Source organism: Pedobacter sp. (assembly GCF_035317785.1).
In the GTDB taxonomy this organism is placed as follows: Bacteria; Bacteroidota; Bacteroidia; order Sphingobacteriales; family Sphingobacteriaceae; genus Pedobacter.
Genome location: NZ_DATHGC010000301.1, coordinates 1 through 17,896 on the forward strand (window position 1 = coordinate 1; position 17,896 = coordinate 17,896).

Annotated in this window: 21 protein-coding genes; 12 read left to right on the top strand and 9 right to left on the bottom strand. The window is 44.5% G+C overall.

Annotated elements, in window-relative coordinates; all coding sequences use genetic code 11:
• The 3 genes from VK541_RS18770 to VK541_RS18780 all read left to right on the top strand — a co-directional run.
• On the top strand, nt 1–612 hold a 612-nt coding region (locus VK541_RS18770), incomplete at its 5' end, for an OB-fold nucleic acid binding domain-containing protein (protein ID WP_324371930.1).
• 45 nt (nt 613–657) lie between these two features.
• A complete protein-coding gene (locus VK541_RS18775; RefSeq protein ID WP_324371931.1) occupies nt 658–1,017 on the top strand; it encodes a DUF4180 domain-containing protein in 360 nt (119 codons plus the stop codon).
• A 106-nt stretch (nt 1,018–1,123) separates the two neighbouring features.
• Complete coding sequence (locus VK541_RS18780) at nt 1,124–1,486, top strand: response regulator transcription factor (RefSeq protein WP_324371932.1); 363 nt, start codon at nt 1,124–1,126, stop codon at nt 1,484–1,486.
• A 305-nt stretch (nt 1,487–1,791) separates the two neighbouring features.
• On the opposite strand, the gene VK541_RS18785 is transcribed toward VK541_RS18780, so the two are convergent.
• Nucleotides 1,792–1,968 (bottom strand): hypothetical protein, encoded by a 177-nt coding sequence (locus VK541_RS18785; RefSeq protein WP_324371934.1) that lies wholly within the window; start codon nt 1,966–1,968, stop codon nt 1,792–1,794.
• Between the two features lie 83 nt (nt 1,969–2,051).
• Between VK541_RS18785 and VK541_RS18790 the strand changes: the two genes are divergently transcribed.
• From VK541_RS18790 to VK541_RS18810, 5 genes are all read left to right on the top strand, one after another.
• Nucleotides 2,052–3,170 carry a TlpA disulfide reductase family protein gene (locus tag VK541_RS18790; RefSeq protein WP_324371936.1) on the top strand — a complete coding sequence of 373 codons (1,119 nt, stop codon included), beginning with the start codon at nt 2,052–2,054 and terminating at the stop codon, nt 3,168–3,170.
• Between the two features lie 88 nt (nt 3,171–3,258).
• Complete coding sequence (locus tag VK541_RS18795; protein WP_324371937.1) at nt 3,259–3,522, top strand: hypothetical protein; 264 nt, start codon at nt 3,259–3,261, stop codon at nt 3,520–3,522.
• Nucleotides 3,523–4,107: 585 nt separating this feature from the next.
• A complete protein-coding gene (locus VK541_RS18800; RefSeq protein ID WP_324371938.1) occupies nt 4,108–5,526 on the top strand; it encodes an alpha-L-fucosidase in 1,419 nt (472 codons plus the stop codon).
• Nucleotides 5,527–5,535: 9 nt separating this feature from the next.
• Nucleotides 5,536–6,099 carry a thiamine pyrophosphokinase gene (locus VK541_RS18805; RefSeq protein WP_324371939.1) on the top strand — a complete coding sequence of 188 codons (564 nt, stop codon included), beginning with the start codon at nt 5,536–5,538 and terminating at the stop codon, nt 6,097–6,099.
• Complete coding sequence (locus VK541_RS18810) at nt 6,096–6,590, top strand: GNAT family N-acetyltransferase (protein WP_324371941.1); 495 nt, start codon at nt 6,096–6,098, stop codon at nt 6,588–6,590. The genes VK541_RS18805 and VK541_RS18810 overlap by 4 nt, the downstream gene beginning before the upstream one ends.
• Before the next feature lie 4 nt (nt 6,591–6,594).
• Here VK541_RS18810 and VK541_RS18815 read toward each other — a convergent pair whose 3' ends face one another.
• Both VK541_RS18815 and VK541_RS18820 read right to left on the bottom strand, forming a co-directional pair.
• A complete protein-coding gene (locus VK541_RS18815; protein ID WP_324371942.1) occupies nt 6,595–7,536 on the bottom strand; it encodes a M20/M25/M40 family metallo-hydrolase in 942 nt (313 codons plus the stop codon).
• Between the two features lie 8 nt (nt 7,537–7,544).
• Nucleotides 7,545–8,630 carry a DUF4407 domain-containing protein gene (locus tag VK541_RS18820; RefSeq protein ID WP_324371943.1) on the bottom strand — a complete coding sequence of 362 codons (1,086 nt, stop codon included), beginning with the start codon at nt 8,628–8,630 and terminating at the stop codon, nt 7,545–7,547.
• 161 nt (nt 8,631–8,791) lie between these two features.
• Here VK541_RS18820 and VK541_RS18825 point away from each other — a divergent pair, with 161 nt between their 5' ends.
• Nucleotides 8,792–9,109 carry a rhodanese-like domain-containing protein gene (locus tag VK541_RS18825; RefSeq protein ID WP_285059879.1) on the top strand — a complete coding sequence of 106 codons (318 nt, stop codon included), beginning with the start codon at nt 8,792–8,794 and terminating at the stop codon, nt 9,107–9,109.
• Between the two features lie 4 nt (nt 9,110–9,113).
• Nucleotides 9,114–9,299, top strand: a complete 186-nt coding sequence (locus VK541_RS18830) for a DUF6358 family protein (protein ID WP_324371944.1) — start codon at nt 9,114–9,116, stop codon at nt 9,297–9,299.
• Here the strand turns inward: VK541_RS18830 and VK541_RS18835 are convergent.
• Entirely contained in the window at nt 9,289–10,329 is a 1,041-nt protein-coding gene (locus tag VK541_RS18835; RefSeq protein ID WP_324371946.1) for a dipeptide epimerase, read from the bottom strand. The genes VK541_RS18830 and VK541_RS18835 overlap by 11 nt on opposite strands.
• Nucleotides 10,330–10,411: 82 nt before the next feature.
• Between VK541_RS18835 and VK541_RS18840 the strand changes: the two genes are divergently transcribed.
• Nucleotides 10,412–11,380, top strand: coding sequence for a hypothetical protein (locus VK541_RS18840; RefSeq protein WP_324371947.1), 969 nt, complete (start codon nt 10,412–10,414; stop codon nt 11,378–11,380).
• On the opposite strand, the gene VK541_RS18845 is transcribed toward VK541_RS18840, so the two are convergent.
• From VK541_RS18845 to VK541_RS18855, 3 genes are read right to left on the bottom strand one after another with little or no spacing between them, the layout of a single operon-like run.
• The gene (locus VK541_RS18845; RefSeq protein WP_324371948.1) at nt 11,377–11,994 is read right to left on the bottom strand and encodes a rhomboid family intramembrane serine protease; all 618 of its coding nucleotides are present in this window, start codon (nt 11,992–11,994) and stop codon (nt 11,377–11,379) included. The two genes, VK541_RS18840 and VK541_RS18845, sit on opposite strands and share 4 nt — an antisense overlap.
• 1 nt (nt 11,995) lies before the next feature.
• A complete protein-coding gene (locus VK541_RS18850) occupies nt 11,996–13,696 on the bottom strand; it encodes a M14 family metallopeptidase (RefSeq protein ID WP_324371949.1) in 1,701 nt (566 codons plus the stop codon).
• 59 nt (nt 13,697–13,755) lie between these two features.
• Nucleotides 13,756–14,457, bottom strand: a complete 702-nt coding sequence (locus tag VK541_RS18855; RefSeq protein ID WP_324371950.1) for a hypothetical protein — start codon at nt 14,455–14,457, stop codon at nt 13,756–13,758.
• Between the two features lie 67 nt (nt 14,458–14,524).
• Between VK541_RS18855 and pepT the strand changes: the two genes are divergently transcribed.
• Entirely contained in the window at nt 14,525–15,781 is a 1,257-nt protein-coding gene (gene pepT, locus VK541_RS18860) for a peptidase T (RefSeq protein ID WP_324371951.1), read from the top strand.
• Here the strand turns inward: pepT and VK541_RS18865 are convergent.
• Complete coding sequence (locus VK541_RS18865; protein WP_324371952.1) at nt 15,778–16,467, bottom strand: class I SAM-dependent methyltransferase; 690 nt, start codon at nt 16,465–16,467, stop codon at nt 15,778–15,780. The genes pepT and VK541_RS18865 overlap by 4 nt on opposite strands.
• Nucleotides 16,468–16,492: 25 nt before the next feature.
• Nucleotides 16,493–17,890: an MBL fold metallo-hydrolase gene (locus VK541_RS18870; protein WP_324371953.1), complete on the bottom strand. Its 1,398-nt coding sequence runs from the start codon at nt 17,888–17,890 to the stop codon at nt 16,493–16,495.
• Between the last annotated feature and the right edge of the window lie 6 nt (nt 17,891–17,896).

Below are 17,896 nucleotides of genomic sequence, written 5' to 3' on the forward strand. Positions count from 1 at the left end.
CTGGAAAAACTTGCGGATGCAGATGCGTTCCGCTCAATGGGCCTCGACCGCAGGCAGGCCCTATGGGAAGTTTCTGCTTTGGCCGACACACCGGTTGTGCTCTTTGAAGGCCAGCCATCGGAAAGTGTTACAGAAGCACAGGTCGCTTTGCCATTTATGTCTGCAGGCGAACAGGTATTACAGGATTATGCTGCTACATCCCTTTCTTTAAAAGCACATCCGGTCAGTTTTGTGCGTGAAAAACTGAAGCTGCTGCATGTGCTTACCGCAAATGAACTGAAAGAAAAAAAGGACGGCGATCTTGTTAAGGTCGCTGGCTTGGTATTGGTCCGGCAAAGACCCGGGACCGCAAGTGGCATCTGCTTCATGACCATAGAGGACGAAACGGGTAACGCAAACCTGGTGGTCTTTCAAAAGCTTTTTGACCAGTTCCGCAAAACAATCCTGCAATCCAAACTCATTATGGTAGAAGGCCGGCTGCAAAAAGAAGGAGAAGTCATTCACGTTATTTTAATGAGGTGCCATAATTACAACAAATTATTAGGCAATCTCACTGCCGTTCAGGATGAAGAACAGGAGAACGTTTTTCATAAAGGGCGGAATTTTAAGTAAATACTGATTAAATTGCCACCAATTCAGACATGAATATTCTCAACAATGAATATAGAGACACACCAGGCAGGAGATATAAAAATAGCAGAAGTCATATCAGAAGAGATACTGGTCAGCAACCCGGAAGAAGGACTGCAGCTGATGGCGGACCTCTACTACCAGGAATTTGACAAGATCATTCTCTATGAAAGAAACATCAGCGCGGATTTCTTTGATCTTAAAACCGGCCTGGCAGGAGAAATCCTGCAGAAATTCTCCAACTACAGGGTGCAACTGGTGATTGTCGGTAACTTCAGTAAATACGGCGGCAAAAGCATCAAAGACTTTATTCTTGAAAGCAACAATGGCCGCCAGGTCAACTTCCTTCCTGATTTAAACACCGCCATAGAAAAGCTGTCAAAATAGCCCATAAAGTGGATAACTCAGGATAAGTTGATAAGTATTGTAAACTTCTGAAGATCAAATCAGTTAACTATATAAACGTTTAATTGTATAATTAAATTGATGAGATATGAAAAAGTGTATTTATGTTGTAGAAGACAATGCAGCAATCAGAGATGTCATCGAATTTATGCTTATAGAAGATGAATATGACGTAGTGGTATCTTCAACTGTCAATGATTTCTGGAGGCAAATGCAACTGCGTAATCCCGATATGATCGTATTGGACATTAAACTGCCTGATGGTAACGGACTGGAAGTCTGCAAAAAACTTAAAGGCAGTGTTAAAACTTATAATATTCCGGTGATGATGATGTCTGCAAATAATTATCTGAGCAAAGTGAAGTCAGGGTGCATAGCAGAGGAGTTTATCAATAAGCCGTTTGATCTGAATGATTTTGCCAACCGGATTGAGCATTATGTAGCAAGTTAACGTCAGAAACCTCTACCCACACACTATCACTCACGGTCAACCTGTCATCTGCGACAAAGACAACTGTTTCTGTATTGTTACCCTATTGATACTTTTATCTTGCAATGCCAAAGAGAAAGCGCCGGCAACATCCCGAAAGGCTTGCTTAATCCATTGGACCATCCAACCACCTTGCAACCATCTTGGAAGGATTATGAGAAGATTATAGGGACATAGTACCAAAAAGGTACCAGATAGAATGCAAAGGTCTCCAAATAAAAAGCGATAATTGTGGTGGTTTGATAGCCAAACCTCTAGCCTGTTCGCTAGTTAAGATGTCCGTTTAAAAAGGTCTTTTTTCTTTTTAAAGTAAGGAGATTCTGCATAGAAAGCCGCACGTACAGCTCCTCTGCTTCGGTCAGTTCCCCGTGCCAGGTAGCGGCCTTAATGAAAGCTGACCTGACCGCAGGGTCGGGTGGTTGTGTAACAGGTATTGCTGCCATTGCTATTGGATTAATGTTAAAGTTTAAAGTTAAATAAAGTTAATTATTCTTCGCCGGGAGATAAGCGACTATATATTTAGAACATGAAAACGCTGCAACTCACTACCTGCCTTACTTTTATGCTAATCAGTTCGGTATTTTATTGTAAAGGCTACACATTGGCCGACTCCGTTACGGTAACCGTCAAAGTTAGTGATGAGGTGCTGCTGAGCAAGCACCCGCAACTGAATTTACAGCGTTTGGGGGAAGAGGAACGGATCAAGATCGATCCGGTATCCGTTAAAAATGGGGTCGTCCGTTTTACATTCATAAATGAAAACTTTTTTGAATGTATTTTAAATTTCAAGAGTGATCAGTCGAGATACATGTTGTTTTTTCTTTCCCCGGAGTGCAAAGAACTGAAACTCGAATGGGATTGTCCGGCAGGTGCCTCCCCACTTGGAATAGTGACTAAATCTACCGGATCCAGGGCCGATTCCGATTTCAGGCGATACCGGGACAGTATCCAGTATGTAAACGATGTCGTTGGTGAAACACTGACAAAGAAATATCCTGATTATCAAACCAATTATCAGCGAGCCGATATTGTGAACGAACGCAATCTGCTCTTTGATCAGGGCAAGTATGTTATGACGGCAAGAGCAATTAAGAATGACGGCTATTATACCCCCATTCTGTATTGGAATCTGAAGCAGGATTTTGATTCCTGGAATGTTGATCAGCTAAGAGCACTCATTTCGCTGCCAGACCCGAGGGAAGGTTTGTATTATAAAAGACAAGTAGAGGAAGACCTTGTAAAAAGAGAAGCCGCCTTAAAGGGTGAAGGCAGCCGGAAGGCCTTGTTCAACAACCCTGAACTTGCTGACGTGGTTAAGAGGTCCACAAAAAAATTCGTCTACTTAACGCTTTGGGCTTCCTGGTGCGCACCGTGCAGAAAACACAACAAAGAACTGTTAAAAAGGGATTTTAAGGATGCCGAAGTAATCGCCATTTCTTTTGATGAGCATATCTCAGATCTGAATAAAGCAGTTGCCGCAGATGGGATTGGAAAATGGAAACAAGTACAATTAACGGCCGGGTTTGACTCAGAGATAGCCAAAGTATTCAATATCAGTGGCCTGCCGGGAAACATTGTCCTGAATGAAAAGAGAGAAATTATTGGCATAAATATGTCTGATGAGCAGTTTCAACTGCTATTTTGAGTATTCGCCAGCTTAGGCCATAAGATTTATAGAAACGTATGGAAACTCCGGACCTTTTGCATCCTAAAGAAAAGATAAAACCAGGTTTATGAAAAAGATTTTTACTGCTGTTGCTGTTCTACTTTTCTTTAGCTTTTGTGTTAAAGGCCAAACCCTTAGATTAAAACGCGATACAACGCTTCAAATCAGCACTCCAATCCTGAAAGCATATCGCTTTGTGAAAACACCCGTTTACAGCGCCTTGAGGCCTGAGCCCGTACGGATGCCAAACGGGTATGTCAAGGCGGCTGATCAGTCAGTGCCGATGCCTACCCACAAAATTGAATTCATTTTCGGCGGAATAAAGAAATAATTCTTTTTTTGATGTAGTGACCCTTCCATAGCCAAAAGCCGGAAATAACGATAATTGGCATGAACACAAATCTCATTGTGGGGGTTGCCTTTTGGGTTTCCGTCGCAGGCCCATATATGAACCACAGAATTGGAATACTTAAGATGATGTGGATCCATCTGATCACTTTTCTCTCAGTTGATGCTTTCATGGTATGAAACTATGCACAATCCCAATCCTAATTTTGCAGAGTAGACGAAGTCGTAAATTGTGCAGACAAGAAGCGGAAATCCTGAGTTACCGCAGCGCTTAAAAAAAATAATCACTTTTCTTTAGTAAAAATCTGCTGTGCCCTGCACTTGTTGGTATAAACTCAAGAATTGAAGATGAATTGATCATCCATGCAGTTATCCCTGAAATCTGTTTGCCTGAACGAAAATAAGAAAAATAAATGCGGATTACCGGTTTTTTTGATCATAGCATAGTCCATTAAATTCGGGGAATTGGACATTGCGGCCTTAAAATAATCAGAATAGCTTTAGGATAATTATTAAATTGGCCATTGTACGCATTGAACATAGCAATTGCCCTGATATATCACCTGAAATGAACCTGAAAAATAGTAAACTTCTGGCAGGAGCACTGCTCCTGACTTGTCTCGGAATGACTTCCCTAAAAGGGTATACTCAGAACGCACAAGCCGCCAAAACTTCCTTATATGAGCTGCAGCAGCAATTTGTAGACCTTGGTTTTGGCATGTTCATTCACTTTAACATACCTACTTACATGGAGGATGACTGGGCTGATCCGGATGCTTCTCCGGAGATTTTCAACCCTAAAAAGCTAAATACAGATCAGTGGGCAAAAGCCGCCAAATCAGCAAACATGACTTACGGCTGCCTGACCACAAAGCACCATAGCGGCTTTGCGATCTGGAATACCAGGACTACCCCGTACAATGTAATGAACAGCCAGCTGAAAAGGGATGTGGTTAAAGAATTTGCCAATTCATTTCGCAAACAGGGCTTAAAAGTAATGCTGTATTTTTCTATCCTGGATACCCACCATAAATTGCGTCCGGGACAGATCACTCCGGCTCATATCAAAATGGTGAAGGACCAGCTGACAGAACTGCTGACCAATTATGGAGAAGTTTCTGCCCTGATCATCGACGGATGGGACGCGCCATGGTCGAGGATTTCCTATGATGACATTCCCTTTGAAGAAGTTTATAAGCTTGTGAAATCCATCCAGCCCAATTGCCTGGTGATTGATCTCAATGCGGCGAAATACCCTGCTGAGGTGTTGTTCTATACCGATATCAAATCATACGAGCAAGGTGCGGGCCAGCACATTTCTAAAGAAACCAACAAATTGCCTGCCTTGTCCTGCCTGCCGATCAATCAGAACTGGTTCTGGAAAACGTCTTTCCCAACCACACCTGTAAAGAAGGCTGCCGACCTGGTCAATACCAATATTGTTCCGATGAACAAAGCCTTCTGCAATTTCATATTGAACGTGGCGCCAAACCGCGACGGGCTGATCGACGACAATGTGATTGCCGAATTGAAAGAGATTGGTAACTTGTATAAGAAACCCCAAAGCTTCCCTAAACTTCCTGCGGCGGATGCACCGGTCATTTCGTCCAATCTCGCTAAAAAGAAACCGGCCAATGCCAGCTGGAGCAGTGACTATGCACTGATGGATTTTGCTACTGACGATAGTTTTCGCTCGGCCTGGAATTCTAACCCGGCAATTAAAGCACCATGGTTTGAAGTGGAGCTGACCAAAGAAATGCCTTTTAATATGGTGGTGATCACCGAGCCCACAGCCAATACCTCGGCCTATACGCTTGAATATTTTGCGGACAACAAATGGCATTTACTGGCTGAGGGTGATCAGGCTCAAAGGATCAAGGTCCACCGCTTTGACAAGGTATACGGAGAAAAAGTCCGTATTAAATTCAAGACATTTAAAGAATCACCATCTATTGCAGAATTTGGAGTGTACTGCGAAAGGCGCTAACTTAGCTCCATGTCATCACACCATATCGTAAGAGAAAAACAAGAGCCTGCCCTGTACATTCATCACCTGGGAACGTTTGACGAGGAATATCTTGGACAGCTGCTGGAGTGGAGCCCGACCCTGGTCGTCAATGCTCCGGGTTATGAAAAGGCGATCAGTCTTGGCCTCAAAATAGATGTGGTGGTGAATGCGGGAACAGAAGAATTTTTTCAGGAAAACACTAAGATCATTAAGGCCGGTACGGAAGAACTTGATGTGGTACTGGATTACCTCATTGCTGAAAAATATCCCGCAGTGAATGTAATTGACGCAAAAAGCGATTTAAGAGAACTGGGCAGTTATATAGACCGGATCAGTATTGTGGTATTCACTCCTGAAGAAAAAGCGTACGCTGTGAAATCAGGCTTTAAGGTCTGGAAACCGAAGGGCAGTATTTTCAAAATAGAAGTGCTTGCATATTTTGAAACCACCAACCTGCGGCAGACCGAAAACGAAGATTTTGAAGTGATCGCTGACGGGTTCGTTGAATTCACCTTTAACGTTCCTTATTTATTTATAAGTGAAGTGTTATGATCGTTTTAAGAAGAGCTAAAGAACAGGACATTGAAAGCATTCAGGACTTGGCCAACAGAACCTGGTACGTGACTTACGGAGACTACCTCTCGGTAGAGCAGATTGACTATATGCTGGATAAAATGTACAACAAAGGCGAACTGCTCTCGCAGTTTAAAGAGGGGTATATCTTTCTGATGGCGGAAGAAGATGGCATTGACCTCGGCTTTGCCGGCTTCTCTGTTCTTGATTCAGCGACAGGGACCTATAAGCTGCATAAACTTTATGTGCTTCCTGAAACACATGGCAGAGGTGTGGGCAAACTGCTGATGAATGAAGTGGTGAACCTGGTAAAACGCGCCGATGGCGCTTTCCTGCAGCTCAGTGTCAACAGGAACAATAAAGCTGCGAAATTCTATAAAAAAGCAGGTTTTATCGTAAAAGAAACCATTGACATTGATATCGGCAATGGTTTCCTGATGAACGATTATATTATGGAAAAGGCACTGTAAATCCTTAGTTTTTCAGTTTAGGGATCCTGGTCGGAGTGTCTGTCCCTTTTATAATGCTGATCGCGCTTTGTGCAATTCCTTTTATTGTAGCCAGAATATTTTCTGTATCCAGGCTGGAATACTCGTCTTTTACTGTATGGTAAAGCTTATCGGTATCAATCTGATCGGTACTGATGGTATGTGCAGGTACACCGAGCGCAGCGAGTGTGGCGTTGTCGCTCCTGTAAAAAAGCTTCTGCTTAGGATAAGGGTCCGGATGAAAAGTAAACTCGCCGCCTTCCAGGTTCTTCTGCAGTATCTTGCCAAAATCTGATCTTTCATATCCGGTGATGAAGGCTGTATTCTTGCCAAACTTGCTTTCCTTGCCAATCATTTCGATGTTGAACATGGCAGAAACATCATCCGGGTTTAGTTTTTCAGAAAAATATTTTGCGCCAAAACCACCGATCTCCTCCGCTGTAAAAGCCACAAAGATCAGGGTACGCTCATTATTATTGAGTTCCTTGTAATATTTAGCCAGCGCGATCATTGCGGTCGTTCCCGAAGCATCGTCATCCGCACCGTTGGCTATGGTGTCCTGGCCATCACCTTTGATAATCCCAAGGTGGTCATAATGACCGGAAAAAACCACGATCTCTTTGGCTTTTGATTTCCCGGGGATCATCCCGGCTACGTTAAACAAGGGCTTGCCGTCTTTTTCAAAGGATTGTCTGAACCCAGTCTGGCCGTCGAGCGGCTGCAGCCCTATCGCCTTAAATTCCTGTTCTATAAAACTTGCAGCTTTGTCTATTCCCGGACTAAAAGTTGCCCGGCCCTCCATTTCATCGCTGCTCAATGTTTTGATCAGGCGGTCTACATATTCCCTGGTAATGATCTTATTGATGTCCTGCGCAGCAGCCTGTTGTGCCAGGAACAGCACAAACAAAAAGTAAATGGTTTTTTTCATCAGTTAGTTTAGTTAGAAGTTAGTCTTTGTTTTCGTCTGGTCACTTCTGTAGTGACCCGGGTGTCATGTACGTCATCCGTTACGGTGACTTCATAATCTTTATCCTTATCAGATTCATGAACCTGAGCGGTTTCTATGTTTTGTACGGAGTGGTCATAAGGCCCCCTGCTGCTCATCAGTTTCACAAAAACAGGCAGGCACTCAAAGAAGACGAACAAAAGCCCGATGAAAGTGATGGCTAAGGAAGTATTCAAGTCCTTTTTCCCATTGGGGCTAAAACTGAGCTGACCCAATGCCCAGTTCCTGTCGGCAAAACCCGCAATGCTGGTCAGGCTGTCCAGCTGTTTGCCGGTATATAATCTTTCTGAAAGCAGGCCGTCAAACTGCTTGCGTTCGTCTACGAAGTTTTCCAGTTTTCTGACTTCGGATGAGAGCGTGTCCAGATCCTGTTCCCGCTGCTTCAGCTCCTCTTCCTTTCTTTTGGCATAAGGACCATAGCCCATGATTCCAGAGGTTTCAGTGGTCTTATTCCCAAAGATCTCATAATTGAGTTTCTGGCGGTCGGTTTTAATAGCGCTCTGCATCGAGTCCCTTTGTGCCTTTACCTCCTTCAACTTGCCCATTTCAATTTTGTACTTATTGCCAAAAGCCATGTTCAGGGTGTCTATTTTGGAGCGCTGGTTGTTGAGGTAACTTACTTTGAGGCGTTCCTTGATCTCTTTATCAAATATTTTGAGCTCCAGCGGACGGGAGATCACCAGGCCGATCATAATGGCCAGTAAAATACGGGGCGTAGCCTGTAAGATCTGTTTATTGGTCGATGCGCTTTTATTGATGCTGGATACAATATAACGGTCCATATTTAAAATGGCCAGGCCCCAGATGATGCCAAAAAAGAGCGCGAACAATACTGCGGCGGTATCTCCCTTGAAGACAAAATACATCGCATAGCCTCCGGACAAGGCAGCAAATAATCCCGTAAAAAAAATGGTTGCCCCAATACCGAAATACTTATTGTGCTCCGTTGGATATTTTTCCAGCGTAGGGACATGCACCCCCGAGCAGAACCAGAAGAAACGGGATATCTTATTCATAATAACCAAAGATAATAAAGACTTATTATTAAACGCCCAAGGTACCCAGTTGTTACAAAATACCTATCAATCAGTTATTCAAATGTTTGTAATATTTTTTTATATTTATAGGGATGCTTGCCTAGATTTATCTAAGTTTGAATAAAAGATCAAAGAACATGATTAAGGAAATAACTGTTGAAGAGCTCAAGGAGAAAATAGACAATAACGAAGATTTTCAATTGATTGACGTTAGAGAGCCCTTTGAATATGAAGTGTCAAACCTGAACGGAGAGAACATTCCACTGGGTGGAATACTGATAGAGGCTGACAGGATTGCTACCGATAAGCCGGTAATTATGCAATGCAGAAGCGGAAAAAGGAGTGCAGCAGCAGTAATGCAGCTGGAGGCGCAGCTTGGCCTGACCAATCTTTACAATTTACAGGGTGGCATTTTAGCCTGGCAGGAGGCTTTTGATCCTGAAATGCCTGTGTACTAACACCATGGTAAAGAAAATAGCATTAAACGTTTTTTATAACCTGGCGATTATTATCTCCATTATAGGAATGATCTGGTGCTTTAACAATCAAAAATACCTCATCATTCCCTTGTTTTTGGCTACAGCGGCATTCTTTATCTATCTCAAAGTGCAGCTGATCCGGGAAATGAGAAATACACTTAAGAAGTAAAAAGACCTTCAGAGATATCCGTCAATCCTAAGCCGGGCAACCGGTTTAGGACATAGCGGCCCTCTGTCATTTCAGGGTTTTTAAAAGGATTGTTCTTCGTCAGCCACGGCCCATCCAGATCAGCCCAGTCGCATAAAGGCGCCAGTGCTATACCGGCCTGGGTGGCGCAGGAAGTTTCACTCATACAGCCGATCAGCACTTTCATGCCAAAAGACTTCGCTTTTAAGATCATTTGATGCGCCTCATACATACCGCAGCTTTTCATCAGCTTTACATTGATGCCATGGTAGGCCCCTTTTAAAGGACCCATATCTGCCAGTCTTTGAACGGCCTCATCTGCAAGTAAGGGGATCGGGCTGCGCCCGGTAAGCCACGCATTGCCATCAAGATCAGTCTTGTCCATGGGCTGTTCTATTAAAAGTGCGCCCTGATCATGAAGCCAGTAAATGATGTCAATGGCCTTTGCCTTATCTGTCCAGCCCTGGTTGGCATCGATATACAATGGCATGTCGCTGACTTCCCTGATGGTATTGATCAGTTCCTTGTCATTGTCCCTGCCCAGCTTTATTTTTAAAACTTTAAAGCCCAGCTGTACTGCATCCGCCACTTTTTCCCGGATTACCTCAGCACTGTCTATTCCAATGGTATAGGAAGTAAGCGGCATCTTTGCAGGATCTGCTCCGTAAATTTCGTAGCAGGGCTTGCCCAGCAGTTTTCCATTGATGTCATTTAATGCAATGTCTATCGCCGCTTTGATGGCCGGATGGCCGGATGCTATACTGTCCAGATACGCAATCACCTCCTGGAAATTGAAGGGATATGTAAACCTGTTCCAATCGACCTTTTTTAGAAAGGCTTCCGCAGTTTCCACGCTTTCACCCATGTATGGCACCATCGACGCTTCACCGTAACCATCAACACCCTGACAGCTGAGTTTCAGCAGCATAATAGGCGTGCCGGTTCTGGAAAACCGGGCTATAGCAAATGGATGTTTCAGTTCAAGGTGATAGGGTTGATAAGAAGCCTGCATAGTAGGTGTTTGGTAATAACAAAGTTAAAAAAAGGAATGCTCCGGCTAATGTAAAAATAATATGCCTAATATTGTCCCAAGTATGATCAGCACCATTTATCAGCCCTTTAAGAATTTTGATTTCAAGCATAAAAACTGTTTTTTAAGCGGGGATACCTTTACCGCTCCCGTAGTTGAAACCCCGGTCCTGCCGGAATGGCTGTTAAAAATCGCTGGCTTTAGCGGCGAAGAACGGATCAAGCTGCTGGATGAAAGTATCCGTACGTACAACAGCCTGACCATACCCTGCAATACAGAAGTGCTGGAGCACTTTATTCAGCCGCTTGAGGACAGGATCAGTGCCGCTTTTTCAGCAGGCTATGCCAGTGTTTCCAGGCTGGATGAAGCAGACGTCTTCAACTGGATCGGCAAGTTCATGTACGGGCTGATCTATGTGGAAATGAATGCCGCGGTCAAACAGCAGCAGCTGAGTGCAGACGGGGTAAACATGTCACAGGGGCTGATGCACAAATTCGGCAACCTGCACACCATGATCCAGAAGATGTATACGGATGTGGTCTTTGAGGATTTTACACCATGGTCTATCGTTGTTGTACCTCTGGAAGAGAAAGACACTCCCTTTAGCTTCAGGGATGAGATCAATACCATGACCTTTTCTTTAAAACTGAAAGATTTCGGGATCATTGCCGTTTTGCAGGACAATGGTACCAATAAAAAGTACCATCAGGAACTGCTGGACCAGATCAAAGGAAACAGGTTGTCTGCACAGCAGTTTGAAGAGCTTTGCGCGCGCTTTTATTATTCGGCCTATTTGTTCAACCGCCTGCCGGAATATACGATCATGCCGGTTGAAGGGTCAATTTATATAGAAGCCATGCCACTCAGGGGCACACTCAATAAAGCTATTTTTGATCCCTGGCAGCACAAGACCTATGCACAGGTATTGCAGGATTTCTGGAAACCCTGGGGACATACCTTGTTTGAAATCATTAAGGACCCGACAAATCCGATCAGTTACTTCAGTCCGCCAAGCTTACCGGCTACCAGTTAGCCGATCTTCATCTGGATCTGTTCTATGAAGTGAGGGATTACTCCTGGAACCAGCAGAACAGTAAGAATTAACCCAGCCAATGCTCCGAAAAAGTGGGCGTCATGGTTGATATGGTCTCTTCCCTGTCTCGAAGCATATACACAATAGACCAGGTATAAGGGGCCAAATACAATTGCCCAGATCGGAATAGGAATAGGGAAGATGATCATACTTGAAAACGGAACAAACAGGATATAACTAAACAGCACCGCACTGATTGCGCCTGAGGCACCCAGGCTGTTATACCAGATGTCATTTTTATGTTTGATGACTGAAGGAATATCACTTGCGATCAGGCTCACAAAATAAAGGATAGCAAAATTTACCGAACCTATGATTGCTTCCAGCTGAAAGGCAAAGAAGAAAAAGGTCATCATGTTAAAGATCAGGTGCATCCAGTCGGCATGAATGAGCCCGCTGGTAATTAACGTATACACCCGATGGCGCCGTGAAACATTATATGGATTCAGCATGAATTTTCCATGCAGGTCAGGATTGCTAAAGGCATAGATACTTGTGATGATCGTAAACAGAAATATTAGGGAGGCAACAGGTGTCTCATTGATGTAATTCATGTTATTTTAGCTTTAATGGGGTGTCTTTTACCAGTCTGGCAATAGGGTAGCGGGAATGGGTTTTTTCGTAATAATCCGAATTTTTATAGACAAAATCAAGCTGGGCCTCCGCATTTTTATTCAGTTCCGGGTTTTTGGCCTTTTCCTGCTCCAGCCTGGCCTTCAGTCCGGGATCTTTTTTAAGCAGTTCCGCGGCGGTATCTTCAAATACATAGGCAGAGAAATGCTCCTTCATGCTCAGTATCGAATCAAAGAAGTTCCAGTTGAAAAAGGAATCTGTGGCCTGAGGTTCCAGCGTTTCTATGAGGTATCGGTTCACCGGCTGATCTGCATAAACTATATAATCGCCTTTGTAAAACTGAAGCGTTCGCTTTACGGTATTGAGCTTTACGCCAGAATGCAAATAATGACCTTCAAAAGCCTTCGGCTGTGTTTTATAGTCAGCAATGTAATACAGCTCCACCCCGATCTCAGTATTCTCCTGCAAACGCCGCAGCTTTACCCTATTTAGTTTTAACAGATCGATGACCTTTTCCCAGGCCTGTGGGATAATATAGGCAATTGGCTTGTCTATCATCACTGATGGCTCAAAGTTGTTCCACTGTTTTATCGTTTTGGTGTAAGGCTCATTTCTGTCGTAGTACAGACGGTCGAGTCCGCTTACCCCGCTTGGTTTTTGCTTGGCGGTATAGCCTTTAAATTCAATCTCGTCTGCCAGTTTTTCATTCAGCTTCCATTCTACCGTAAACTTCTTTTGCAGGGCAGTCTGTTCTTCAGCCTTCCGCTTATTTTCCCCGATAATTTTCGCATCCCGTACTACAATGTCTATGTAATGCTGCAGCAATTTATAAGTAGCGTCGACCCGCTTGTCATAGGCTTTCAGCATGTGCGTTTCCGGCATAAAACCAATGGTGTTGTGCAGCGTAGTATACCCGGTAGAAAAACGGGGAGACTCCAAAAACCCAGTGATCCCGGCATCAGGGGTTTCTTCCACAGAATTTACATAAGGGATCATTTCATAACCGCTGTTTTTCATCCCTTCGTACAGCGAAGGGATCATGGTTTTGGTCATGTAGGCCGAAAGAAGAGGATTGAGCTTATCCTTTTGGGTTGGGATCAGTGTCATCACATACTGATAATCTGCACCATTGCTGGTATGCGTGTCTACAAAGATCTCCGGCTGCCAGGCGTTAAAAATCTCCTGGAAGGCACGGGAGTTCCTGGAGTCTGTCTTAATAAAGTCTCTGTTCAGGTCATAATTTCTGCTGTTGCCCCTGAAGCCATAAGTAACCGGCCCGTTCTGATTGGCTCTTGAGGTACCCGTTCTGTTAAAACTGCCATCGATATTGTAAACCGGAATGATACAGATCACAGTGTTTTGGGGCAGGCGATCGTTTTTTAGCAGGTCCCGGGCCAGCATCATACTGGCGTCGATACCTTCCGGTTCGCCGGGATGTATCCCATTATTAATCAGCAAAATGCGCCTGCCGCTTTTCCTGATCGCCACAGGATCAAAGACCTGATCTTTTGAGAGGACCAGCACATGCAATGGCTCACCAAAATCAGTGATTCCGCAGCTGATCAGTTTGGCCTGGGGATAACTCTGGTCCAGGTCTTTATAAAATTGAATGGCCTGAGGATAAGTAGCAGTTTCTTTTTTGCCGCTGATCTCATATGGCGTTAACTGTGCTGATGCATTCATAGCCAGGAAGAAAGATAAGATAAAAACTAAACAGCCGTTTTGGGAGCGCTTCAATGTCATCAGTACAGTGATTTTTTTGAAAGACCCAGCACGCCGAAATGGTACTTGATGCCAATGCTGTAGAAATTGTAGATATCGGGAAAGCCATCTTTGAAGGTTTCTGAAGAATTGTCATAACCATCGAGCCCTTCACCCATCGTAAGATTGCTTTGGAGATTTAAATTGAGGGCAAGTTTGTGGTTGCCGGACTGATTGGGGAAATAATAACTTATGCCCACATTTACCGGCACCATCAGTTCAAAAGAAGCGTCTCTGCCCGGGAAATCATTGCCGGTAAACTTATTGACTCTTGTGACCCTGGTAATGTTGTTGCGGACGATGCCGGCACCACTACCAATATAGAACCATTTTATGGCGTTTAAAAAATTACTTTGGTCATAGTCCACCAGTGCACCCAGGTATAATCTGCCGTTTATAGAAGCTGCTTTGTAAGCGTTGACAAACTGCCTTTCAGTAGGGTCATCAGCTGCAGGTCTTGCCTTGATTTTCCCATACTGGAGTTCTCCGCCGAAACTTAAAAAAGGTGTGAGGAAGTAGTCGAGGGTGCCATATGCAGATGGTGCAAAGTCGTTTCTTGCGACATCCGTAAAGGACTGCGTAAGGCCATAACCCGCACCGGCACTGAGCTTATTAAAGTTGGTTTGGGCAAATGCATTGAAACAAAGGAAGAGCGCCAGAAATGAAGTAAGTGCTGTTTTCAAAAGTATCTTCTTTAAGTAACTGGTCAAATCGTAATCTTATATATAACTTTGTTTTTTCAATTAGAGTATGCTAAAATATCAAAATAAAAACAAATCGCTTCAAGGCCGGTTTATTAAATACGTGCAGATCGATACCCAGTCCGATCCGCTTTCTGAAACCATACCCTCAACAGCAAAACAAAAAGACCTTGGAAAAGTTCTCGCCAATGAACTTTTAGCCATGGGGATCAGCGACGCGCATCTTGACGAATATGGCTATGTATATGGCACCATCCCTTCAAACAGCGACAAGAGCAACGTGCCCGTAATTTGTTTTTGCTCCCATATGGATACCTCACCAGACTGTTCCGGGAAAAATGTGAAACCAATCATACACCCCAATTACCAGGGACAGGACCTGGTATTGCCCGATGACAACACAATAATCCTTAAAATGAATGAGCATCCGGACCTGAAAGACCAGATCGGGAATGACATCATTACGGCCAGCGGTACCACATTGCTGGGAGCAGACAACAAAGCCGGTGTGGCAGAGATCATCGAGGCGGCATTATTCCTGACAGAGAATCCGCAAATCAAACACGGCACGATAAAGATCCTGTTCACTCCTGACGAAGAGATCGGGCGCGGTGTAGATAAAGCTGACCTGAAAAAACTGGGTGCCGACTTTGGATATACCATAGACGGAGAGACATTGGGTTCCATTGAAGATGAAACCTTTTCTGCCGATGGTGCAATATTGACCATCAACGGAGTGAGCACGCATCCGGGTTTTGCTAAAGGCAAAATGGAAAGCGCCATAAAAATTCTTTCAGATGTGATCAGTGCGCTGCCTGCAGACTGTCTTTCTCCTGAATCCACCGAGCTTAAAGAAGGTTTTATACATCCGGTTTCCATAAACGGCAGTGTGGAGCAGGCAGAGGCAAGGTTCATCATCAGGGCATTTGACGATGAAGAACTAAAATCATATGGCGAGCTGCTGGATGCGACCATTCAGAACATCATCGAGGATTTCCCCAGCTCAACTTACCAGCTCAGGATCAGCGAGCAGTACCGCAACATGAAGCAGGTGCTGGACCAATATCCGCAGGTGATCGCAAATGGTATTGAGGCCATTAAAAGAGCAGGGATCAGCCCCAAACAGCAGAGCATCAGAGGCGGAACTGACGGATCACGCCTGTCCTTTATGGGGCTGCCTTGTCCAAACATCTTTGCCGGAGAGCATGCGTTCCATGGCAAGCAGGAATGGGCTTCGGTAGAGGACATGGAAAAAGCAGTGGAAACGATCATCAATATTGCGATGATCTGGGAAGAACAGGCTTAAGGCCTTAAGGTGAGCCTGGCCAGGTACTGGTCATGCTCATCTTCAAAAATGACCTCTGCATTCCATCCGGTCTCCGTAGCGATACCTTTCAGCATTTTCTTGTCTACATATACCCATTTGAACCAGCTGCCTTTTATACTTTTGTATTCATACCGAAAACTCACCTCGCCGTAATATCCCTGCTCCGGAAAGGCAATTTCCTGGTACAGGTACATCAGGTCAGAACTGTCAAAAACGAGCTGTCCGCCGGGGTTCAGCAAGCCCTTTACCTCTTTCAGAAAAGCTTTCAATCCGGCCAGCGAGCCGGTAAGCCCAATACCATTCATCATGAACAGCAAGGTGTCGTATTTCCCGCCCTTGTATTTAAGGATATTTCCCTCGATTGCTTTTTTGAGCCCCCGTTGCTTCATAATGGTTACCGCAGCGGCAGATATGTCCATGCCGGTCACATCAAAGCCTCTTTTTTGGAGTACCAGCGCATGACTGCCCACACCGGCACCCACGTCCAGCACTTTTCCTTTGCATTGTTCCAGCGCTTCAAGTTCAAGTTCGGGCATTTCCGCTTCATTTCTGAAATAGATGTCGACGGGCATTTCCTCGGGTTCATCATAAGAATTATGTACCCATAAAATGTCTGCGGGAGGTCTTGTAAACTGATCTTTTAGGGCTTCGCCAAATACGTCCATTCCGCAAACTTACGGAAACCTTTATTTACAGTTCAAATTCCTGGTGATATTGCGGAATTGCAATGTGATCAAAACCCTGATCTTTCAGACGCCGTGCAAAATTCTGCTGCACGTCATATTCCCCGTGAACGAGAAACAGCTGCCTGACAAATCCGGGTTCCTGGCATTTCAGGAATTGCAGCAGATCCTCATAATCGCCGTGTGCGCTCATCGATTGAATGGAGCGCACGTCCGCTACCACATCATATTCTTGCCTGAACATCCACACTTTGTGCCTTCCTGCGATCAGCTGTCCGGCAAGTGATCCTGGAGAGGCATAGCCGACCATCAAAATCGTATTTTTCCGGTTGCCGATGTTATTTTTGATGTGATGCCTCACCCTGCCGCCCTCAGCCATTCCTGATGACGAAATGATCACGCACGGTCTGGGGTCATCATTTAAAGCCTTGGACTCCTCAACATTTTCAATGAATTTCAGCCCTTTAAAATTAAAGACATCATCATCAGTCTTCATGACCTGCTTTACACCATTATTATAGTACTCCGGATAATCCTTCAGCACTTCAGTAGCCAGCCTGGAGAGCGGACTGTCCACATAATAAAGGACATCAGGCAATTGTTTTTTAAGTTCCAGCGCATTCAGGGCAAATAAGAGTTCCTGTGTGCGGCCTACACTGAAGGCCGGTATAATGACCTTTCCCTTTTTTACCAGACAGGTTTGGGTGATGATCTCTTTTAAAGCATTTTCAATCGGCTCAAGGTCTTTGTGCAGGGAATCGCCATAAGTAGATTCCATAATGATGTAATCTGCCTGGTGATAATTCTGCGGGCTCTTCAGGATCATATCGCCATAGCGGCCCACATCTCCGCTAAAGCTGAGGCGGGTGTCTTTTCCGTTTTCAGTGACCTTTAAATGCACGGCGGCACTGCCAATGATGTGTCCGGCATCGGTAAAGAACAAGATGACATCCGGGGTGATTTCTACTTCTTTGAGGTAGTCGGCGATCTTAAACAGACTTAATGTTTTGACCACATCCTCCTCAGTATAAAGCGGCATTTCCTGGTCTTCTTTCAGTTTAATATGCCGGTTGGCGTACTCAGCATCCTGTTCATGGATCTTAGCGGAGTCCATCAATAAGATCCGCGCAAGATCCATCGTAGCCGGCGTACAGTATATAGGGCCTTTAAAGCCTTCGGCTACCAATCTGGGCAACAGGCCACAGTGGTCAATGTGTGCATGCGACAGCACTACAACAGACACCCCTTTGGGATCGAATCCAAATGATTCATTTAATCCATCTGTCACATCGCCCATTCCCTGGAACAAGCCGCAATCCAATAAAATTTGAGTACCGTTATTTAGCGTAAGGAGGTGCTTACTGCCAGTGACAGCGCGTGCTGCACCATGAAAAGCAATTTTCATTCAAAT